General features: G+C 50.6%; 10 protein-coding genes and 2 pseudogenes. 8 read left to right on the top strand and 4 right to left on the bottom strand.

Annotated features, from left to right (window positions below; all coding sequences use genetic code 11):
- Positions 1-33: 33 nt before the first annotated feature.
- Both yqeB and yqeC read right to left on the bottom strand, forming a co-directional pair.
- A pseudogene (gene yqeB, locus C1192_RS21250) lies at positions 34-1,604 on the bottom strand (selenium-dependent molybdenum cofactor biosynthesis protein YqeB).
- 47 nt (positions 1,605-1,651) lie between these two features.
- Complete coding sequence (gene yqeC, locus C1192_RS21245) at positions 1,652-2,422, bottom strand: selenium cofactor biosynthesis protein YqeC (RefSeq protein ID WP_010378585.1); 771 nt, start codon at positions 2,420-2,422, stop codon at positions 1,652-1,654.
- A 105-nt stretch (positions 2,423-2,527) separates the two neighbouring features.
- Here yqeC and mocA point away from each other — a divergent pair, with 105 nt between their 5' ends.
- The 8 genes and pseudogenes from mocA (at position 2,528) to ghxQ (ending at position 15,835) form a co-directional block, all read left to right on the top strand.
- A complete protein-coding gene (gene mocA, locus C1192_RS21240; protein ID WP_001110887.1) occupies positions 2,528-3,100 on the top strand; it encodes a molybdenum cofactor cytidylyltransferase in 573 nt (190 codons plus the stop codon).
- 328 nt (positions 3,101-3,428) lie between these two features.
- On the top strand, positions 3,429-6,527 hold the full coding sequence (gene ygfK / locus C1192_RS21235) for a putative selenate reductase subunit YgfK (RefSeq protein ID WP_038355429.1): 3,099 nt from the start codon (positions 3,429-3,431) through the stop codon (positions 6,525-6,527).
- A 2-nt stretch (positions 6,528-6,529) separates the two neighbouring features.
- Positions 6,530-7,845, top strand: a pseudogene (gene ssnA / locus C1192_RS21230) (putative aminohydrolase SsnA).
- Between the two features lie 50 nt (positions 7,846-7,895).
- The gene (gene ygfM / locus C1192_RS21225) at positions 7,896-8,675 is read left to right on the top strand and encodes a molybdopterin-dependent oxidoreductase FAD-binding subunit (RefSeq protein WP_038355430.1); all 780 of its coding nucleotides are present in this window, start codon (positions 7,896-7,898) and stop codon (positions 8,673-8,675) included.
- Positions 8,672-11,542 (top strand): molybdopterin-dependent oxidoreductase Mo/Fe-S-binding subunit, encoded by a 2,871-nt coding sequence (locus C1192_RS21220; protein ID WP_038355431.1) that lies wholly within the window; start codon positions 8,672-8,674, stop codon positions 11,540-11,542. Before ygfM ends, C1192_RS21220 begins: the two co-directional genes overlap by 4 nt.
- 165 nt (positions 11,543-11,707) lie before the next feature.
- Complete coding sequence (gene xanQ / locus C1192_RS21215) at positions 11,708-13,108, top strand: xanthine/proton symporter XanQ (protein WP_001517020.1); 1,401 nt, start codon at positions 11,708-11,710, stop codon at positions 13,106-13,108.
- 17 nt (positions 13,109-13,125) lie between these two features.
- A complete protein-coding gene (guaD, locus tag C1192_RS21210; protein ID WP_010378591.1) occupies positions 13,126-14,442 on the top strand; it encodes a guanine deaminase in 1,317 nt (438 codons plus the stop codon).
- A gap of 25 nt (positions 14,443-14,467) precedes the next feature.
- Positions 14,468-15,835: a guanine/hypoxanthine transporter GhxQ gene (ghxQ, locus tag C1192_RS21205; protein ID WP_038355432.1), complete on the top strand. Its 1,368-nt coding sequence runs from the start codon at positions 14,468-14,470 to the stop codon at positions 15,833-15,835.
- A gap of 35 nt (positions 15,836-15,870) precedes the next feature.
- Here the strand turns inward: ghxQ and C1192_RS21200 are convergent, their stop codons facing one another.
- Both C1192_RS21200 and ygfT read right to left on the bottom strand, forming a co-directional pair.
- Positions 15,871-16,359, bottom strand: coding sequence for a 4Fe-4S dicluster domain-containing protein (locus C1192_RS21200; protein ID WP_038355433.1), 489 nt, complete (start codon positions 16,357-16,359; stop codon positions 15,871-15,873).
- Positions 16,359-18,275 (bottom strand): formate-dependent uric acid utilization protein YgfT, encoded by a 1,917-nt coding sequence (ygfT, locus tag C1192_RS21195; RefSeq protein WP_038355434.1) that lies wholly within the window; start codon positions 18,273-18,275, stop codon positions 16,359-16,361. The genes C1192_RS21200 and ygfT overlap by 1 nt, the downstream gene beginning before the upstream one ends.
- Positions 18,276-18,351: the final 76 nt, after the last annotated feature.

The following is an 18,351-nucleotide window of genomic DNA, read 5'->3' as shown; positions in this document are numbered from 1 at the left end:
GGCCGGGGGGCGATGCCATCCGGCCGTTTTCATTTAAGCCACTTCCAGTACTTCTTTCGTCGCTTTAACGCCCTGGTGCATCAACATCATTAACGCCTCAAGTACACCACCACCAATCGCCCGGGCTTTATCAGAAACGCTGGTGAAATCAGCCGTTTCGCCACGAGGGTCGATATCACCGATTTTAAAACCGCCGACGACAGCCAGCCCATCGTTCAGCAAGCCTCTCACCATACCGGCCAACGGCGCTTTAATTTCACATTCGAGCGCATGATACCCGCCGCCGGAGCGCGAATAACCCGCCGGGTGGTATGCCCCATAATATTACCTGGAACACCGGTATTCTCCTGCGCACAACCGGAGTAGATCACCTGTCCCAGCCAGTGCCCACGGTTTGTTTCAATAACCGCATGGCAATCTTTTCCTGCGGTAAAACCAGGCCCGAGCGCAATTGTTACCGGTGCCATGTCCACACGCGTACCCAAATTCTGTTTCGCCAGAATGGCATCTACCACGCACAGCGGTTTCAGTTCATCAAGCCGCGAACAGGAAGGGTCCACCATTACCGGGATATATCCTCGCTCAGTCAGTTTCATCGCCTCCGCAGGGGTCGAAGCCAAATGAGCAGTAACACCTTCAACTGTCATTTCACCGTCGAACACGGCCTGGGCAAACGCTACGGTACAACGAATCACCGTCGGCTTTTCAACTTCCAGCATGATCACTTTAAAACCCGCATGATACAGACGTAACGCCACTCCACTGGCAATGTCTCCCGCGCCACGAATCACCACCAGTTGATGCCCGGAAGGATGCGAAGGTTTCATCATCAACCCGCCCGGCGCGTTATTTTTCACCTGTAATATTTCTGCCAACACGCTGATGGCGATCTCCTGCGGCGTTTCCGCACCAATGTTATAACCAACTGGTGCATGTAAACGGGCAATATGTTCTTCAGCCACGCCTTTCTCACGCAATTGACGCAGGAAAAGCTGAACCTTGCGGCGACTTGCCAGTAACCCCAACCATGCAATGGGCTGTTCAATGAGTTTATCGAGAGCTTCACGATCCTGATTATTCGTGGCAATGAGAACAAAATTATCAGGTCGAATTTCCAGCGCCTCTACCGCTGCACCAAACGAATCGGCATGTAGAAGCGTGGTTGCTGGCGGGAAAAGTTCAGGATTGAGGCTCTCGCGATAAATATCGGCAACAGCAATATCAAACCCTAATAGCGCAGCACTCTGGGCAATCGCCCGGTTAACATGCCCCGCGCCGATCAACACCAGACGTGGCCGCATACCATGCACGCTGATAAACACTGACATTGCGCCTCCACAGTCTGACCCGACGGCATCCGCGCCGTTACGGGCCATTCGTCCATGAAATAATCGCGGCTTACGTTCCTGCAATGCCTGTAGCGACTCTTCAATCACCTTACGCTCAACCATTCCTCCACCAATCGTACCAACGATGGAACCATCGGCACGCACTAACATTTGTGCAGAATGGCGGGGAGTAGAGCCTCGGCTATCCACAATTTGCGCCATAGCAAACGGACAATTTTGATCTTCGAGTTTTGCAGCCTCTGTGAAAATATTCATACCAACCTCAATCGATATCCTTTCAGTAACCCGGAATACCCAGGTCGCTAATTCACAAATCTGCGCGCGATTGCAGGATACTCTTGTATATCGCCCAGCCAGATTGCCTCTACGTCGTGGTGTTGCAGTGGTTTGAGTAGTTCGCTTTGCGCAATCGCATTCTCACATTGAGAAAAACGGTTAATAAACCAGACCCGCCGACACCCTGATGGCACGTTTTTAAACGCACCTTGCGGATGGCGAACCAGGGCAACAAGATCGCTAAGTTGCAAGGTCGCCCCCGGCGTCAGGCCAGTAATGTCGGCAAACTGCGGCCAGCGATGGACATTTTCCGCGCCAACTTTTGCGCCTAAAACATGCCCCCCCATCACAGCAATCACGCAACAACTGCTTCGTGGTATGCAAGGTTCGTGCTCATCCGGCGCTTTTAACGGCATTCCACGCGAGCCATCAGCCTCAATGAGAATTACGTCACATTCCGACCGTTGCGCCAGTGCATCAATGGCATCTGGCGAAAATCCCTGTGCTTTCCCCTGTATCGCTTTCCAACGATGAAAACAAAATAAAATGGGAGATGTGAGAGACGCATGAGGAAGTGTTGCAGGATCACGGCAAAAAACTACAGGCCAATGAGAAACTGGCATAAACATATGCGTAGTCGTAGTAATTAACACACGTCTGCCACTAGCCCGGAGTACCTCTGCCAGCCAAAAAAGCAGACTGGTTTTCCCCCCTGCGCCAACAACTGAAATCACAGCAGGACGTTTCTGCACGTCTAAGTCAATGAATAACGCTGATGGGTCAATTATACTTTTCACAAATCTTTATAGTCCTCTCAGGGATAAATTAACCCCACAAATTCATTAACCAGGAAGTAACGTAATCCCCAGACGTTATTACCCAATATAAATAATGGAACGACTATGCCAGCTATCGACTGTATAATTACCGCTGCCGGATTATCATCAAGAATGGGACAATGGAAAATGATGTTACCCTGGCAGCAAGGAACAATTCTTGATGCAAGTATCAAAAATGCGTTGCAGTTTTGTAGCCGAATTATTTTAGTCACAGGTTTTCGCGCCAATGAACTGCATCATCGCTACGCACATACTGCCAATATTACTCTTATTTATAATCCAGATTATGAGCAGGGTTTACTGACCTCGGTGAAGGCAGCGGCCCACGAAGTGCAAACAGAGCATTGCTTTATTACCCATGGTGACATGCCAACTCTAAATAGAGATATTTTCCTAAAAATCTGGCAGTTACGTAACAGCGGCGCAATACTCCCGCTACACAATGGTATCCCTGGCCATCCCATTTTAATCTCAAAATCGAGCCTGATGCAGGCAATACAACGCCCCAATGTAATCAATATGCGTCAGGCATTACGCATGGGTGAACATTATTCCGTCGAGATGGAAAATGAAGAAATAATTTTAGACATTGATACTCCGGATGACTTTATTAATGCGCAAAAATGGCATACTTAATTTTAGAAAATCAAGCTAAACGATTGCGTTCAAATATTTAATCCACCCTCCACCCCTTTATCATAATGATAAGGAACCACTGTTTTTGAGAAATGAGAAAAGATGATAAAAGCCATAAGAATAATAACGTTCAGGAGTGATTTTAATTCTCATTTGGCACCTGTGAGATCATTCACAAAAAACCATTAAGTTTCGAGGCGCTTCACATTTTTTTATATTTCCGGGCAAACCGGGCAAGAGTGGTGCGATTGTTGCTCTATCCCCTTAAACCACCGGATTTATCAATACCGGTCACTCAATGATATCTGTATAAGCTAAGGAGAGGGTTATGGGGGATATTATGCGTCCCATTCCGTTTGAGGAACTTTTGACGCGCATATTTGATGAGTACCAACAACAACGCTCAATCTTTGGTATTCCCGAACAACAGTTTTACTCACCCGTAAAAGGTAAATCTGTTAGCGTCTTCGGTGAAACCTGTGCTACCCCCGTCGGCCCAGCCGCCGGACCGCACACACAGCTCGCGCAAAACATCGTCACCTCCTGGCTGACCGGCGGACGATTCATCGAACTAAAAACTGTACAAATTCTTGACCGTCTGGAGCTGGAAAAACCCTGTATCGATGCCGAAGACGAGTGTTTTAACACCGAATGGTCTACCGAATTCACTCTGCTTAAAGCGTGGGATGAATACCTTAAAGCCTGGCTTGCCTTGCATCTGCTTGAAGCCCTGTTCCAGCCTTCAGAATCAGGCAAGTCGTTCATCTTTAATATGAGCGTCGGTTACAACCTCGACGGTATTAAGCAGCCGCCAATGCAGCAGTTCATCGATAATATGATGGACGCATCTGACCATCCGAAATTCGCTCAATACCGCGATACGCTTAATAAACTGCTTCAGGATGACGCGTTTTTGGCTCGTCACGATTTGCAGGATAAACGCGAACATTTACAGGCATTACCGGCACGCATCCCCACCAGCATGGTACAAGGCGTTACTCTCTCCACCATGCACGGTTGCCCTCCGCATGAAATCGAAGCCATTTGCCGCTACATGCTGGAAGAAAAAGAGCTGAATACCTTTGTAAAACTCAACCCAACTTTATTAGGTTACGCTCGTGTTCGCGAGATTCTCGATAGCTGCGGCTTCGATTACATCGGCTTAAAAGAAGAATCATTTGATCATGATCTCAAGCTGGCGCAGGCACTGGAAATGCTGGAACGCCTGATGGCGCTGGCAAAAGAGAAATCACTCGGCTTTGGCGTCAAACTGACTAACACCCTCGGCACTATCAACAATAAAGGCGCACTGCCTGGTGAAGAGATGTATATGTCGGGTCGTGCGCTGTTTCCACTTTCTATCAATGTTGCAGCCGTTCTGTCTCGTGCCTTTGACGGCAAACTGCCAATTTCTTACTCCGGTGGTGCGAGCCAACTGACGATCCGCGATATTTTCGATACCGGTATTCGCCCGATCACTATGGCAACCGACCTGCTGAAACCTGGCGGCTATCTGCGTTTAAGCGCCTGTATGCGCGAACTGGAAGGGTCAGACGCCTGGGGGCTTAACCACGTTGACGTTGAACGACTGAGCAAGCTGGCAGCAGATGCATTAACCATGGAATACACTCAAAAACACTGGAAGCCAGAAGAGCGTATTGAAGTGGCAGAAGATCTACCGCTGACCGATTGCTACGTTGCTCCATGTGTCACTGCCTGTGCCATCAAACAAGATATTCCGGAATACATTCGACTGTTGGGCGAACATCGCTATGCCGATGCGCTGGAACTCATCTACCAACGTAATGCGCTGCCCGCCATTACCGGCCACATTTGCGATCATCAGTGCCAGTACAACTGTACCCGCCTCGATTACGACAGCGCACTGAATATCCGCGAACTGAAAAAAGTCGCCCTGGAAAAAGGCTGGGATGAGTATAAGCAACGCTGGCACAAACCTGCCGGTTCCGGTTCACGCCATCCGGTTGCCGTGATTGGCGCGGGTCCAGCAGGTCTGGCTGCCGGTTACTTCCTTGCCAGAGCGGGTCATCCGGTTACGTTATTTGAACGCGAAGCCAACGCAGGCGGCGTGGTGAAAAATATCATTCCTCAGTTCCGTATTCCGGCAGAGTTAATTCAGCACGATATCGATTTTGTTGCCGATCACGGTGTGAAATTTGAGTATGGCTGCTCACCGGAACTGACCGTCGAGCAGTTAAAGAATCAGGGCTACCACTACGTTCTGATTGCTACCGGCACCGATAAAAACAGCGGTGTGAAACTGGCAGGCGACAACCAGAATATCTGGAAATCACTCCCCTTCCTGCGCGAGTACAATAAAGGTACGGTGCTCAACCTTGGCAAACATGTAGTGGTTGTCGGTGCGGGCAACACCGCAATGGACTGCGCGCGAGCAGCGTTACGCGTTCCGGGCGTAGAAAAAGCAACTGTGGTTTACCGTCGTTCACTGCAAGAGATGCCCGCGTGGCGCGAAGAGTATGAAGAAGCGTTGCACGATGGCGTGGAGTTCCGTTTCCTGAACAATCCGCAACGTTTCGATGCTGATGGCACCTTAACATTGCGCGTCATGTCACTTGGCGAACCTGATGAGAAAGGTCGCCGCCGTCCGGTTGAAACCAACGAAACGGTAACGCTGCATGTAGACAGCCTGATTACTGCCATTGGCGAACAGCAGGATACCGAAGCCCTGAATGCGATGGGTGTGCCACTGGACAAAAACGGCTGGCCTGACGTCGACCATAACGGCGAAACCCGTCTGACTGACGTCTTTATGATCGGTGACGTACAACGCGGGCCGTCCTCGATCGTTGCCGCTGTCAGCACCGCTCGTCGGGCAGCCGATGCCATCCTTAGCCGGGAAAATATCCGTTCCCACCAGCGCGATAAATACTGGAACAACGTTAACCCGGCAGAAATCTACCAACGTAAAGGCGACATCTCTGTCACCCTGGTGAACAGCGATGATCGTGACGCATTTGTCGCTCAGGAATCCGCGCGCTGCCTTGAATGTAACTACGTTTGCAGCAAGTGTGTGGATGTCTGCCCGAACCGCGCCAACATCTCAATTACGGTTCCTGGCTTCCAGAACCGTTTCCAGACGCTGCACCTTGATGCCTACTGCAACGAATGCGGTAACTGTGCTCAGTTCTGTCCATGGAACGGTAAACCGTACAAAGACAAAATCACCGTCTTCAGTCTGTCGCAAGACTTTGATAACAGCAGCAACCCTGGCTTCCTGGTGGAAGATGATCGGGTAAGCGTACGTCTGAATAACCAAAGCTGGGTGTTGAACATTAATAGCAAAGGCCAGTTCAACAACGTACCGCCAGAGCTGAACGATATGTGCCGCATTATCAGCCATATTCACCAGCATCATCATTATCTGCTGGGCCGCGTGGAGGTGTAATCATGTTGATTCTGAAGAATGTCACTGCAGTACAGCTACACCCGGCGAAAGTGCAGGAAGGCGTCGATATCGCCATCGAAAATGATGTCATTATCGCTATACACACCGCTACCCTGAAGCCAGCTACAAAGAGATGCATGGCCGGATTGTGATGCCAGGGATCGTATGCTCGCACAACCATTTTTACTCGGGGCTTTCCCGCGGAATTATGGCGAATATTGCCCCCTGCCCGGACTTCATCTCAACGCTAAAAAATCTCTGGTGGCGACTCGATCGCGCCCTTGATGAAGAGTCGCTCTATTACAGCGGGCTGATTTGTTCACTGGAAGCGATTAAGAGCGGATGTACATCGGTTATCGATCACCATGCCTCTCCGGCTTATATCGGCGGATCGCTCTCGACGTTGCGCAACGCATTTCTAAAAGTTGGTCTACGTGCGATGACCTGTTTTGAAACAACAGATCGTAATAACGGTATTAAAGAGTTGCAGGATGGGGTAGAGGAAAACATCCGTTTCGCCCGTCAGATTGACGACGCGAAGAAAGCGGCAAGCGAGCCGTATCTGGTAGAAGCGCATATCGGTGCTCACGCGCCGTTTACCGTGCCAGATGTTGGTCTGGAAATGCTGCGCGAAGCAGTGAAAGCCACAGGCCGTGGTTTACACATACACGCTGCGGAAGACCTTTACGACGTTTCTTACAGTCACCACAGGTACGGAAAAGATCTGCTGGCACGCCTGGCGCAATTCGATCTCATCGATAGCAAAACGCTGGTCGCTCATGGACTGTATCTGTCGAAAGAGGATATTGCCCTGCTTAACCAACGTGACGCGTTCCTGGTACATAACGCCCGTTCAAACATGAACAACCATGTTGGTTACAACCATCATCTTAGCGACATTCGCAATCTGGCACTGGGAACTGACGGCATCGGTTCAGACATGTTTGAAGAGATGAAATTCGCCTTCTTTAAACATCGTGACTCTGGTGGCCCACTGTGGCCAGACAGTTTTGCCAGAGCGCTGACTAACGGCAACGAACTGATGAGCCGCAACTTTGGTGCGAAATTTGGCCTTCTGGAAGCCGGTTATAAAGCAGATTTAACCATTTGCGATTACAACTCGCCAACGCCGCTGCTGGCAGACAATATTGCAGGCCACATCGCCTTCGGTATGGGTTCAGGCAGCGTTAACAGCGTGATGGTTAACGGCGTGATGGTCTACGAAGATCGTCAGTTTAACTTCGATTGCGATTCCATTTATGCGCAAGCCAGAAAAGCCGCCGCCAGTATGTGGCGTCGGATGGATGCGCTGGCATAAATGACCTATACCCTCTTCCTTCAGGGAAGAGGGTTAAATAAGGAAAGAAGATGATTGAACAATTTTTCAGGCCCGACTCTGTAGAACAGGCGCTGGAACTGAAGCGCCGCTACCAGGATGAAGCCGTCTGGTTTGCCGGGGGCAGCAAACTCAACGCCACGCCAACCCGTACCAATAAAAAAATTGCTATTTCCTTGCAGGATCTGGAACTGGACTGGATTGACTGGGATAACGGCGCACTGCGTATTGGCGCAATGTCGCGCTTACAACCACTGCGCGATGCGCGATTTATTCCAGTGGCACTGCGTGAAGCTCTCGGCTTTGTCTACTCTCGTCATGTACGAAATCAGTCGACTATCGGCGGCGAAATAGCGGCCCGGCAGGAAAAGTCCGTTCTTCTTCCGGTTCTGTTAGCACTGGATGCAGAACTGGTCTTTGGCAATGGCGAAACGTTGTCGATTGAGAGCTATCTGGCCGATCCGGGCGATCGCCTGCTAACCGAAATCATCATTAAAGATCCGTATCGCACCTGTGCGACCCGTAAAATTAGCCGTTCCCGGGCGGGGTTAACAGTGGTGACTGCAGCCGTTGCATTAACTGACCACGACGGACTGCGAATTGCGCTGGATGGCGTTGCCAGTAAAGCCCTGCGCCTGCACGATGTCGAAAAACAAAACCTGGAAGGCAATGCACTTGAACAGGCCGTCGCCAACGCCATTTTCCCCCAGGAAGATTTGCGGGGGAGCGTAGCGTATAAACGCTATATCACGGGAGCTCTGGTGGCCGACCTTTATGCCGACTGCCAACAGGCTGGGGAGGAAGCCGTATGATCATCCACTTTACTTTAAATGGCGCACCCCAGGGGCTAACCGTTAACCCTGGCGAAAACGTGCAAAAGCTGTTGTTTGGTATGGGTATGCACTCCGTGCGCAACAGTGATGATGGTTTCGGTTTCGCCGGTTCTGATGCGATTCTTTTTAACGGCAACATCGTTAATGCCTCCTTGCTGATTACAGCACAGTTAGAAAAAGCAAACATTCGCACCGCAGAATCCTTAGGCAAATGGAACGAATTAAGCCTGGTTCAACAGGCAATGGTTGATGTTGGCGTGGTGCAGTCCGGTTATAACGATCCGGCAGCATCTTTGATTATTACCGATCTACTCGATCGCATTGCCGAGCCAACCCGCGAAGAGATCGACGACGCGCTTTCTGGTCTGTTCAGCCGCGATGCGGGTTGGCAGCAATACTATCAAGTCATTGAACTGGCTATTGCGCGTAAAAATAACCCGCGTGCCACGATTGACATCGCCCCCACTTTCCGTAACGACCTTGAAGTTATTGGCAAGCACTACCCCAAAACCGATGCTGCTAAAATGGTGCAGGCGAAACCCTGCTATGTTGAAGACCGCGTAACGGCTGACGCCTGCGTCATTAAAATGTTACGCAGCCCACATGCTCACGCACTGATTACTCATCTGGATGTCAGCAAAGCCGAAGCCTTACCGGGCGTCGTTCACGTTATCACTCATCTCAACTGCCCGGATATTTACTACACTCCTGGTGGTCAAAGCGCGCCAGAACCTTCACCGCTCGACCGTCGCATGTTCGGCAAAAAAATGCGTCACGTTGGCGATCGAGTTGCTGCGATCGTTGCCGAAAGTGAAGAAATTGCGCTCGAAGCACTGAAGCTCATTGACGTTGAATATGAAGTGCTTAAACCGGTAATGTCGATTGACGAAGCAATGGCGGAAGATGCCCCTGTCGTTCACGATGAACCGGTGGTGTACGTCGCTGGTGCGCCAGAGACGCTGGAAGAAGACAATAGCCACGCGGCCCAGCGCGGCGAGCATATGATCATTAACTTCCCTATCGGTTCTCGCCCACGTAAAAATATTGCCGCCAGCATTCATGGTCATATCGGTGATATGGACAAAGGCTTCGCTGATGCTGATGTGATCATTGAGCGAACCTATAATTCAACTCAGGCACAACAATGCCCGACTGAAACACATATCTGCTTTACCCGTATGGATGGCGATCGGCTGGTGATCCACGTCTCCACCCAAGTACCGTGGCACCTGCGCCGTCAGGTAGCGCGTCTCGTTGGTATGAAACAGCATAAAGTTCATGTCATTAAAGAACGCGTGGGCGGCGGTTTCGGCTCCAAACAGGACATCCTGCTGGAGGAAGTGTGCGCCTGGGCAACCTGTGTGACCGGGCGTCCGGTACTGTTCCACTACACCCGTGAAGAAGAGTTTATTGCTAACACCTCTCGTCACGTCGCGAAAGTCACTGTCAAACTGGGGGCAAAAAAAGATGGTCGCCTGACGGCAGTGAAAATGGATTTCCGCGCCAATACGGGCCCTTATGGCAACCACTCACTCACCGTACCGTGTAACGGACCGGCGCTGTCGTTGCCGCTGTACCCGTGCGATAACGTCGATTTTCAGGTCACCACCTACTACAGCAACATTTGTCCAAATGGTGCTTATCAGGGCTATGGCGCGCCAAAAGGTAACTTTGCTATCACCATGGCGTTAGCAGAACTTGCTGAACAATTACAGATTGATCAACTGGAAATTATCGAACGTAACCGGGTACATGAAGGGCAAGAGCTGAAGATCCTCGGTGCGATTGGTGAAGGTAAAGCGCCAACCTCCGTTCCTTCTGCTGCCAGTTGCGCATTGGAAGAGATCCTGCGTCAGGGTCGTGAAATGATCCAATGGTCTTCACCGAAATCACAGGAAGGTGACTGGCGCACAGGTCGTGGCGTCGCCATTATCATGCAGAAATCGGGGATCCCGGATATCGATCAGGCTAACTGCATGATCAAACTGGAATCTGATGGCACCTTTATTGTCCATTCTGGTGGTGCTGATATCGGAACCGGCCTGGATACCGTAGTGACAAAACTGGCAGCAGAAGTGCTGCACTGTCCACCTCAGGATGTGCATGTTATCTCCGGTGATACTGACCATGCATTGTTTGACAAAGGCGCTTATGCCTCGTCTGGTACTTGCTTCTCAGGCAACGCGGCGCGTATGGCGGCAGAAAATCTGCGCGAGAAAATTCTCTTTCATGGCGCACAAATGCTTGATGAACCACTGGAAGATGTCCAACTGGCAACGCCAGGTGTCGTTCGTGGCAAGAAAGGCGAAGTCAGTTTCGGGGATATTGCCCATAAAGGCGAAACCGGTACTGGTTTTGGTTCGCTGGTGGGAACAGCCTGCTACATCACGCCTGATTTCGCCTTTCCGTATGGCGCAAACTTTGCTGAAGTTGCCGTCAACACGCGTACCGGTGAAATCCGCCTGGACAAATTCTACGCATTGCTGGATTGCGGTACGCCAGTTAACCCAGAGTTAGCGTTGGGACAGATCTATGGAGCTACCCTGCGTGCTATCGGACACAGTATGAGCGAAGAAATCATTTATGACGCCGAAGGACACCCGTTAACACGTGATTTACGTAGCTACGGTGCTCCCAAAATTGGTGACATCCCGCGTGATTTCCGTGCCGTGTTGGTGCCGAGCGACGATAAAGTCGGTCCATTCGGAGCAAAATCGATCTCAGAAATTGGCGTAAATGGTGCAGCACCAGCAATTGCCACCGCAATTCACGATGCCTGCGGCATCTGGCTACGCGAATGGCATTTCACACCGGAGAAAATACTTACCGCGCTGAAAAAAATATAAGTAATTAATGGCCGCTTCGGCGGCCTGTTTCCCTTGTATTAAAGATAACTAATTAGTAACTGCGAAAATGAGATAAGCCGTTCTCAAGGCGTCCTGCGCCCCAAATTCGTGGGTATTTATTTTACTGATTCAGATGATCAAATTTACTTTAAAAGGAGTGAAGGGATGTCTGATATAAACCATGCAGGCTCCGACCTTATATTTGAACTGGAGGATCGCCCTCCCTTTCATCAGGCTATTGTTGGTGCCATTACCCATCTGTTGGCAATTTTTGTTCCGATGGTGACCCCCGCATTAATTGTTGGTGCGGCTTTACAGCTTTCTGCAGAAACGACCGCCTATCTGGTTTCTATGGCGATGATTGCCTCTGGCATTGGCACCTGGTTACAGGTAAACCGTTACGGTATTGTGGGTTCCGGTTTGCTCTCAATTCAATCCGTTAATTTTTCATTTGTTACGGTCATGATTGCGCTAGGCAGCAGCATGAAAAGTGACGGTTTTCACGAAGAATTAATCATGTCGTCGCTACTCGGCGTCTCCTTCGTTGGCGCATTTCTGGTTGTCGGTTCTTCTTTTATCCTGCCCTATTTACGTCGGGTTATCTCCCCCACCGTCAGCGGTATTGTGGTGCTGATGATCGGCTTAAGTCTGATTAAAGTCGGCATTATTGATTTTGGTGGTGGATTTGCAGCCAAAAGCAGCGGTACGTTCGGCAATTACGAACACCTCGGCGTTGGATTATTGGTTCTGATTGTGGTGATCGGCTTTAACTGCTGCCGCAGTCCGTTGTTACGCATGGGCGGGATCGCCATTGGGCTATGTGTCGGCTATATCGCATCCTTATGCCTGGGAATGGTAGATTTCAGCAGTATGCGCAATCTGCCGTTAATCACCGTCCCGCATCCCTTCAAATACGGATTTAGTTTCAACTTTCATCAGTTCCTGGTGGTCGGCACGATTTATCTACTTAGCGTACTGGAAGCAGTAGGCGATATCACCGCCACGGCAATGGTTTCCCGCCGACCCATTCAGGGGGAAGAATATCAATCACGTCTGAAAGGCGGCGTGTTGGCAGATGGTCTGGTTTCTGTTATCGCCTCCGCAGTCGGCTCATTACCATTAACTACCTTTGCGCAAAATAACGGTGTTATTCAGATGACCGGCGTCGCCTCACGTTATGTCGGGCGAACCATCGCGGTAATGTTGGTTATCCTCGGGTTATTTCCGATGATCGGCGGCTTCTTCACTACCATTCCCTCAGCAGTTCTGGGTGGGGCAATGACGCTGATGTTTTCCATGATTGCCATCGCCGGTATCCGCATCATTATCACCAACGGATTAAAACGCCGTGAAACACTTATTGTCGCCACTTCTTTAGGTTTAGGACTTGGCGTCTCCTACGACCCCGAAATTTTTAAAATATTACCTGCCTCAATTTATGTATTAGTTGAAAACCCTATTTGTGCAGGCGGGTTAACTGCGATTTTATTAAATATTATCCTCCCTGGTGGCTACCGACAGGAAAGCGTTCTGCCGGGTATTACCTCAGCGGAAGAGATGGATTAACAATAAAGGAGTCAATGATGTCAGGAGAACACACGTTAAAAGCAGTACGAGGCAGTTTTATTGATGTCACCCGTACAGTCGATAACCCGGAAGAGATTGCCTCTGCGCTGCGTTTTATTGAGGACGGTTTATTACTCATTAAACAGGGGAAGGTGGAATGGTTTGGCGAATGGGAAGACGGCAAGCATCAAATTCCTGACACCATTCGCGTTCGCGACTATCGCGGCAAACTGATAGTACCGGGCTTTGTCGATACGCATATCCATTACCCGCAAAGTGAAATGGTCGGTGCCTATGGCGAACAATTGCTGGAATGGTTGAATAAACACACCTTCCCTACTGAACGTCGCTATGAGGATTTAGAGTACGCCCGTGAAATGTCGGCGTTCTTCATCAAGCAACTTTTACGTAACGGCACAACCACGGCACTGGTGTTTGGTACGGTTCATCCGCAATCCGTTGATGCACTGTTTGAAGCCGCCAGTCATATCAATATGCGCATGATTGCCGGTAAGGTGATGATGGATCGCAACGCGCCGGATTATCTGCTTGATACCGCCGAAAGCAGCTATCTGCAAAGCAAAGAGCTGATCAAACGCTGGCACAAAAATGGTCGTCTGTTGTACGCCATTACGCCACGCTTCGCCCCCACTTCATCGCCCGAACAGATGGCAATGGCGCAACGCCTGAAAAAAGAGTACCCCGATACGTGGGTACATACCCATCTCTGTGAAAACAAAGATGAAATTGCCTGGGTGAAATCACTTTATCCTGAACATGATGGTTATCTGGATGTTTACCACCAGTACGGTCTGACCGGTAAAAACTGCGTCTTTGCTCACTGCGTCCATCTGGAAGAAAAAGAGTGGGATCGCCTTAGCGAAACTCAATCCAGCATCGCTTTCTGTCCGACCTCCAACCTTTATCTCGGTAGTGGCTTATTCAATCTGCAAAAAGCATGGCAGAAGAAAGTTAAAGTGGGCATGGGAACCGATATCGGTGCCGGAACCACCTTCAACATGCTGCAAACACTGAACGAAGCCTACAAAGTGTTGCAATTACAGGGCTATCGTCTCTCAGCCTATGAAGCGTTTTACCTTGCCACGCTCGGCGGCGCGAAATCTCTGGGCCTTGACAACCTGATTGGCAATTTTTTACCAGGCAAAGAGGCTGATTTTGTAGTGATGGAACCCACTGCCACACCGCTACAGCAACTGCGCTATGACAACTCTGTATCTTTAGTCGATAAATTGTTCGTGATGATGACGCTGGGCGATGATCGTTCGATCTACCGCACCTACGTTGATGGTCGTCTGGTGTACGAACGTAACTAATAATAAACCTCGTGAGGACATCATTATGTTTGGAGACATCCTACAAACACCGGGCGCATCAAAGCCACAGGGCGCCCTGGATAATTATTTTAAAATTACCGCTCGTGGCAGTACCGTTCGCCAGGAAGTTCTGGCAGGCCTGACCACATTCCTGGCGATGGTTTACTCCGTTATCGTAGTGCCGGGAATGCTGGGTAAAGCAGGTTTTCCTCCCGCAGCGGTCTTTGTTGCCACCTGTCTGGTCGCAGGCTTTGGCTCCCTGCTGATGGGGTTATGGGCTAACCTGCCAATGGCGATTGGTTGCGCCATTTCCTTAACGGCATTTACCGCATTCAGTCTGGTGCTCGGGCAACAAATTAGCGTTCCGGTAGCACTGGGGGCGGTCTTTCTGATGGGGTTGATATTCACCGCCATCTCCGTAACAGGTATTCGTACCTGGATCTTGCGTAATTTACCGATGGGTATTGCACACGGTACAGGTATCGGTATTGGTCTTTTCCTGCTACTGATTGCCGCTAACGGTGTTGGTATGGTTATCAAAAACCCGATTGAAGGCTTACCGGTTGCGCTCGGCGCGTTTACCTCCTTCCCGGTGCTGATGAGCTTGCTGGGATTAGCGGTGATTTTCGGTCTGGAAAAATGCCGCATACCAGGCGGGATCTTGTTGGTCATTATCGTCATCTCGATCATCGGCTTAATCTTTGATCCGGCGGTGAAATACCACGGTCTGGTGGCAATGCCGAGCCTGACTGGCGAAGATGGTAAGTCTCTGATTTTCAGTCTGGATATTATGGGCGCGCTCCAGCCAACCGTACTTCCGAGTGTACTGGCGCTGGTGATGACCGCCGTGTTTGACGCCACTGGCACCATCCGTGCCGTAGCCGGCCAGGCGAATCTGCTGGATAAAGACAACCAGATTATCAACGGGGGCAAAGCCCTGACCAGTGACTCGGTAAGTTCAATATTCTCCGGTTTGGTGGGTGCAGCACCTGCGGCAGTTTATATCGAATCAGCGGCCGGGACCGCAGCCGGGGGTAAAACCGGTTTAACCGCAACCGTGGTTGGCGTTCTGTTTCTGTTGATTCTGTTTTTATCTCCGCTGTCGTTTCTGATCCCCGGTTATGCCACCGCCCCCGCGCTGATGTACGTTGGGCTACTGATGTTGAGCAACGTCTCAAAGCTGGACTTCAATGACTTTATTGATGCAATGGCAGGGCTGGTTTGCGCGGTATTCATCGTCCTGACTTGTAATATCGTCACCGGTATTATGCTGGGGTTTGTGACGCTGGTCGTAGGTCGCGTCTTTGCTCGCGAATGGCACAAGCTGAATATCGGCACTGTTATCATTACCGCCGCGCTGGTCGCGTTTTACGCGGGTGGTTGGGCAATCTAAACGATTCTCCGCGCCTTTCAGCGCGGAGGTTTTTATCAAAGAGGATTCGCACCGCTGGCTGCAATACGCTGCTGGCGAACTCGCTTGAGTTCTCTCTCGGTCAGCAACTGCAAAGCCTGCGTCGGGCAAGATTCAACGCAGGCTGGCCCCTCTTCCCGCTGTTCACAGAGATCACATTTCACGATTTGTTGCCGGGTATGACCGGACAACGACTGAATAGTGATCATCCCAAATGGGCATGCACTAACACAACTCTGACAACCAATGCAGCGGGCAGAGTTTGCCTGCACCATCAGCTCCCCTATGCTCAACGCCTGCACGTGACAAGCGCCAACACAAGGAGCGTTTTCGCACTGGTGGCACATCACTGGCGTACTAATGCTGTCCAGCCGCTGTACCTTCAGCCGGGGTAAAAAGACATCGGCATTCAACTCCTGTTCAGACGGATGAGCGACTACACAGGCAACTTCACAGGTACGGCAGCCAATACAGTCAGCCGGATTAACGATAATTAACGATTTCATCACGATACCTTTGTATCAAACAGAGTTAACATATCGCGCGCCGCCTGCCTTCCTGCGGCCATTGCGGTAACAACCAGATCCGCGCCGTGAACGGCATCACCACCCGCAAAGACTTTTTTCAGATGCGTCTGAGTAGATAAGTATCCCGCGTCGCCGGTTTTAATCAGGCCCCATTTATCAAGTTTAATTCCGCTGCCCTGCAACCACGGCATCGCATGTGCCTGGAAACCAAAGGCCATAATCAGAACATCGGCGGGCAGCTCAAACTCCGACCCCGCCACCGGACGTGGACGACGGCGACCATCTGGCCCAGGCTCCCCCATTGCAGTACGAATCAGACCCACCGCAGTTAAACGCCCATCGTCATCACAGGCGATATATTGCGGCTGAACATTGAACTGAAACTCAACGCCTTCCTCGCGCGCGTTGACCACCTCTTTGCGAGAACCCGGCATACTGACTTCATCACGACGATAAGCACAGGTCACACTGGCGGCATTCAGACGGATGGAAGTACGCAAACAATCCATAGTCGTATCGCCCCCGCCCAATACCACGACTCGCTTACCTTCAACTTCCGTCAGCGGATACTCTCCAGACTCCGGCAATCCCATAAGCTGGCGGGTATGGGCGGTCAGGAACGGTAGCGCCTGAATGACACCGGGAGCGTCTTCATGCGGCAGATCTGCACGCATCATCCCGTAAGTCCCCACACCGAGGAAAACTGCGTCATATTCCACCGTTAACTCGTTGAAAGAGATATCGCGGCCAATTTCACAGTTGAGATGAAAGTCGATTCCCATTGCGGTGAATATCTCACGCCGCTGGCTTAATACCCTTTTATCGAGCTTGAACGGAGGAATGCCAAACGTTAGCATACCGCCAATTTCTGGATGACGATCAAAGACATCAACGTGAACGCCCGCGCGTGCCAGAATATCAGCACACCCCAGCCCCGCTGGCCCTGCGCCAATCACCGCCACTTTTTCCACGCGGGGAGCAACCAGGCTGACATCGGGACGCCAGCCCATCGCCAGCGCGGTATCGGTGATGTAGCGTTCCAGATTCCCGATCGATACAGCGCCAGAGTGATCTTTTAACGTACATGCGCCTTCACAAAGCCTGTCCTGTGGACATACCCTGCCGCAAATTTCTGGTAAGGAGCTGGTCTGGTGACAGAGTTCTGCCGCTTCAATAATCTTCCCTTCCTGTACCAGATGAACATAGTCGGGAATCGCATTATGCAGTGGGCAAAACCAGTTACAGTTGGCTTTCCCGGCACAATAAACACATCGCTCGCTTTCATAAGCCGCTTGTTGATGATCCAGCCCGCAATAAATTTCGCCAAAATGTTTTTTCCGCTCATTCGCTGGAATTTTATCTGCGCCTTTGCGTGGGTTAACAGGGAGCAACGCCGCGTGGCGGGATGGAGGAGTTCCCTCTGACGCTTTTCCTTCTGCCGTTTTGCGCTGGCGGGTCATTTTTATCTGCTGTAACCCTTTATCATCCATCAGCCGTAACGCCTGTGTTGGACAACTCTCAATACAAGCTTGCGTGCCGGAACTGCGCTGGTTACAAAGGTCACATTTCTGCGCAATAGTATCGGCCATCTCAATGACCCCAAAGGGGCAAGCGATTGCGCATCTTTTACAACCAATACATTTTTGTTCGTCCAGTTGTACGCTATCGGGCTGAAAAGTCAGAGCGTTTACCGGACAAGCCGTAACGCAGGGAGCATTGTTGCAATGATGGCAGGCCACCGGATTAGCCGCCAGCCCTTTCCCAACAACGTGGATACGGGGTCGAAAGTCATGACTCAGCGGCCAGAGTTCTTGATTGTGTGCCACCGCACAGGCAATTTCACAGGCATGGCAGCCTATACATTCCGCAGCATCAGCAGCGATAAACTTATTCATTTGCATCCCTTTCATTTGATGAGTTATGTCTTCTCAAATGTCGCGATGCAATAAACGGGCATATATTATAGAACAT

Source organism: Escherichia marmotae (assembly GCF_002900365.1).
Taxonomy (GTDB): domain Bacteria; phylum Pseudomonadota; class Gammaproteobacteria; order Enterobacterales; family Enterobacteriaceae; genus Escherichia; species Escherichia marmotae.
Note: the sequence above shows the minus strand (reverse complement) of the source record. Positions and strands in the feature narration are given on the sequence as shown.

Excerpts from the sequence above, each read along its gene's own strand:
- mocA (WP_001110887.1), top strand. The coding sequence starts at position 2,528 with ATGCCAGCTATCGACTGTATAATTACCGCTGCCGGATTATCATCAAGA.
- ygfK (WP_038355429.1), top strand. The coding sequence starts at position 3,429 with ATGGGGGATATTATGCGTCCCATTCCGTTTGAGGAACTTTTGACGCGC.
- ygfM (WP_038355430.1), top strand. The coding sequence starts at position 7,896 with ATGATTGAACAATTTTTCAGGCCCGACTCTGTAGAACAGGCGCTGGAA.
- C1192_RS21220 (WP_038355431.1), top strand. The coding sequence starts at position 8,672 with ATGATCATCCACTTTACTTTAAATGGCGCACCCCAGGGGCTAACCGTT.
- xanQ (WP_001517020.1), top strand. The coding sequence starts at position 11,708 with ATGTCTGATATAAACCATGCAGGCTCCGACCTTATATTTGAACTGGAG.
- guaD (WP_010378591.1), top strand. The coding sequence starts at position 13,126 with ATGTCAGGAGAACACACGTTAAAAGCAGTACGAGGCAGTTTTATTGAT.
- ghxQ (WP_038355432.1), top strand. The coding sequence starts at position 14,468 with ATGTTTGGAGACATCCTACAAACACCGGGCGCATCAAAGCCACAGGGC.
- C1192_RS21200 (WP_038355433.1), bottom strand. The coding sequence starts at position 16,359 with ATGAAATCGTTAATTATCGTTAATCCGGCTGACTGTATTGGCTGCCGT.
- ygfT (WP_038355434.1), bottom strand. The coding sequence starts at position 18,275 with ATGAATAAGTTTATCGCTGCTGATGCTGCGGAATGTATAGGCTGCCAT.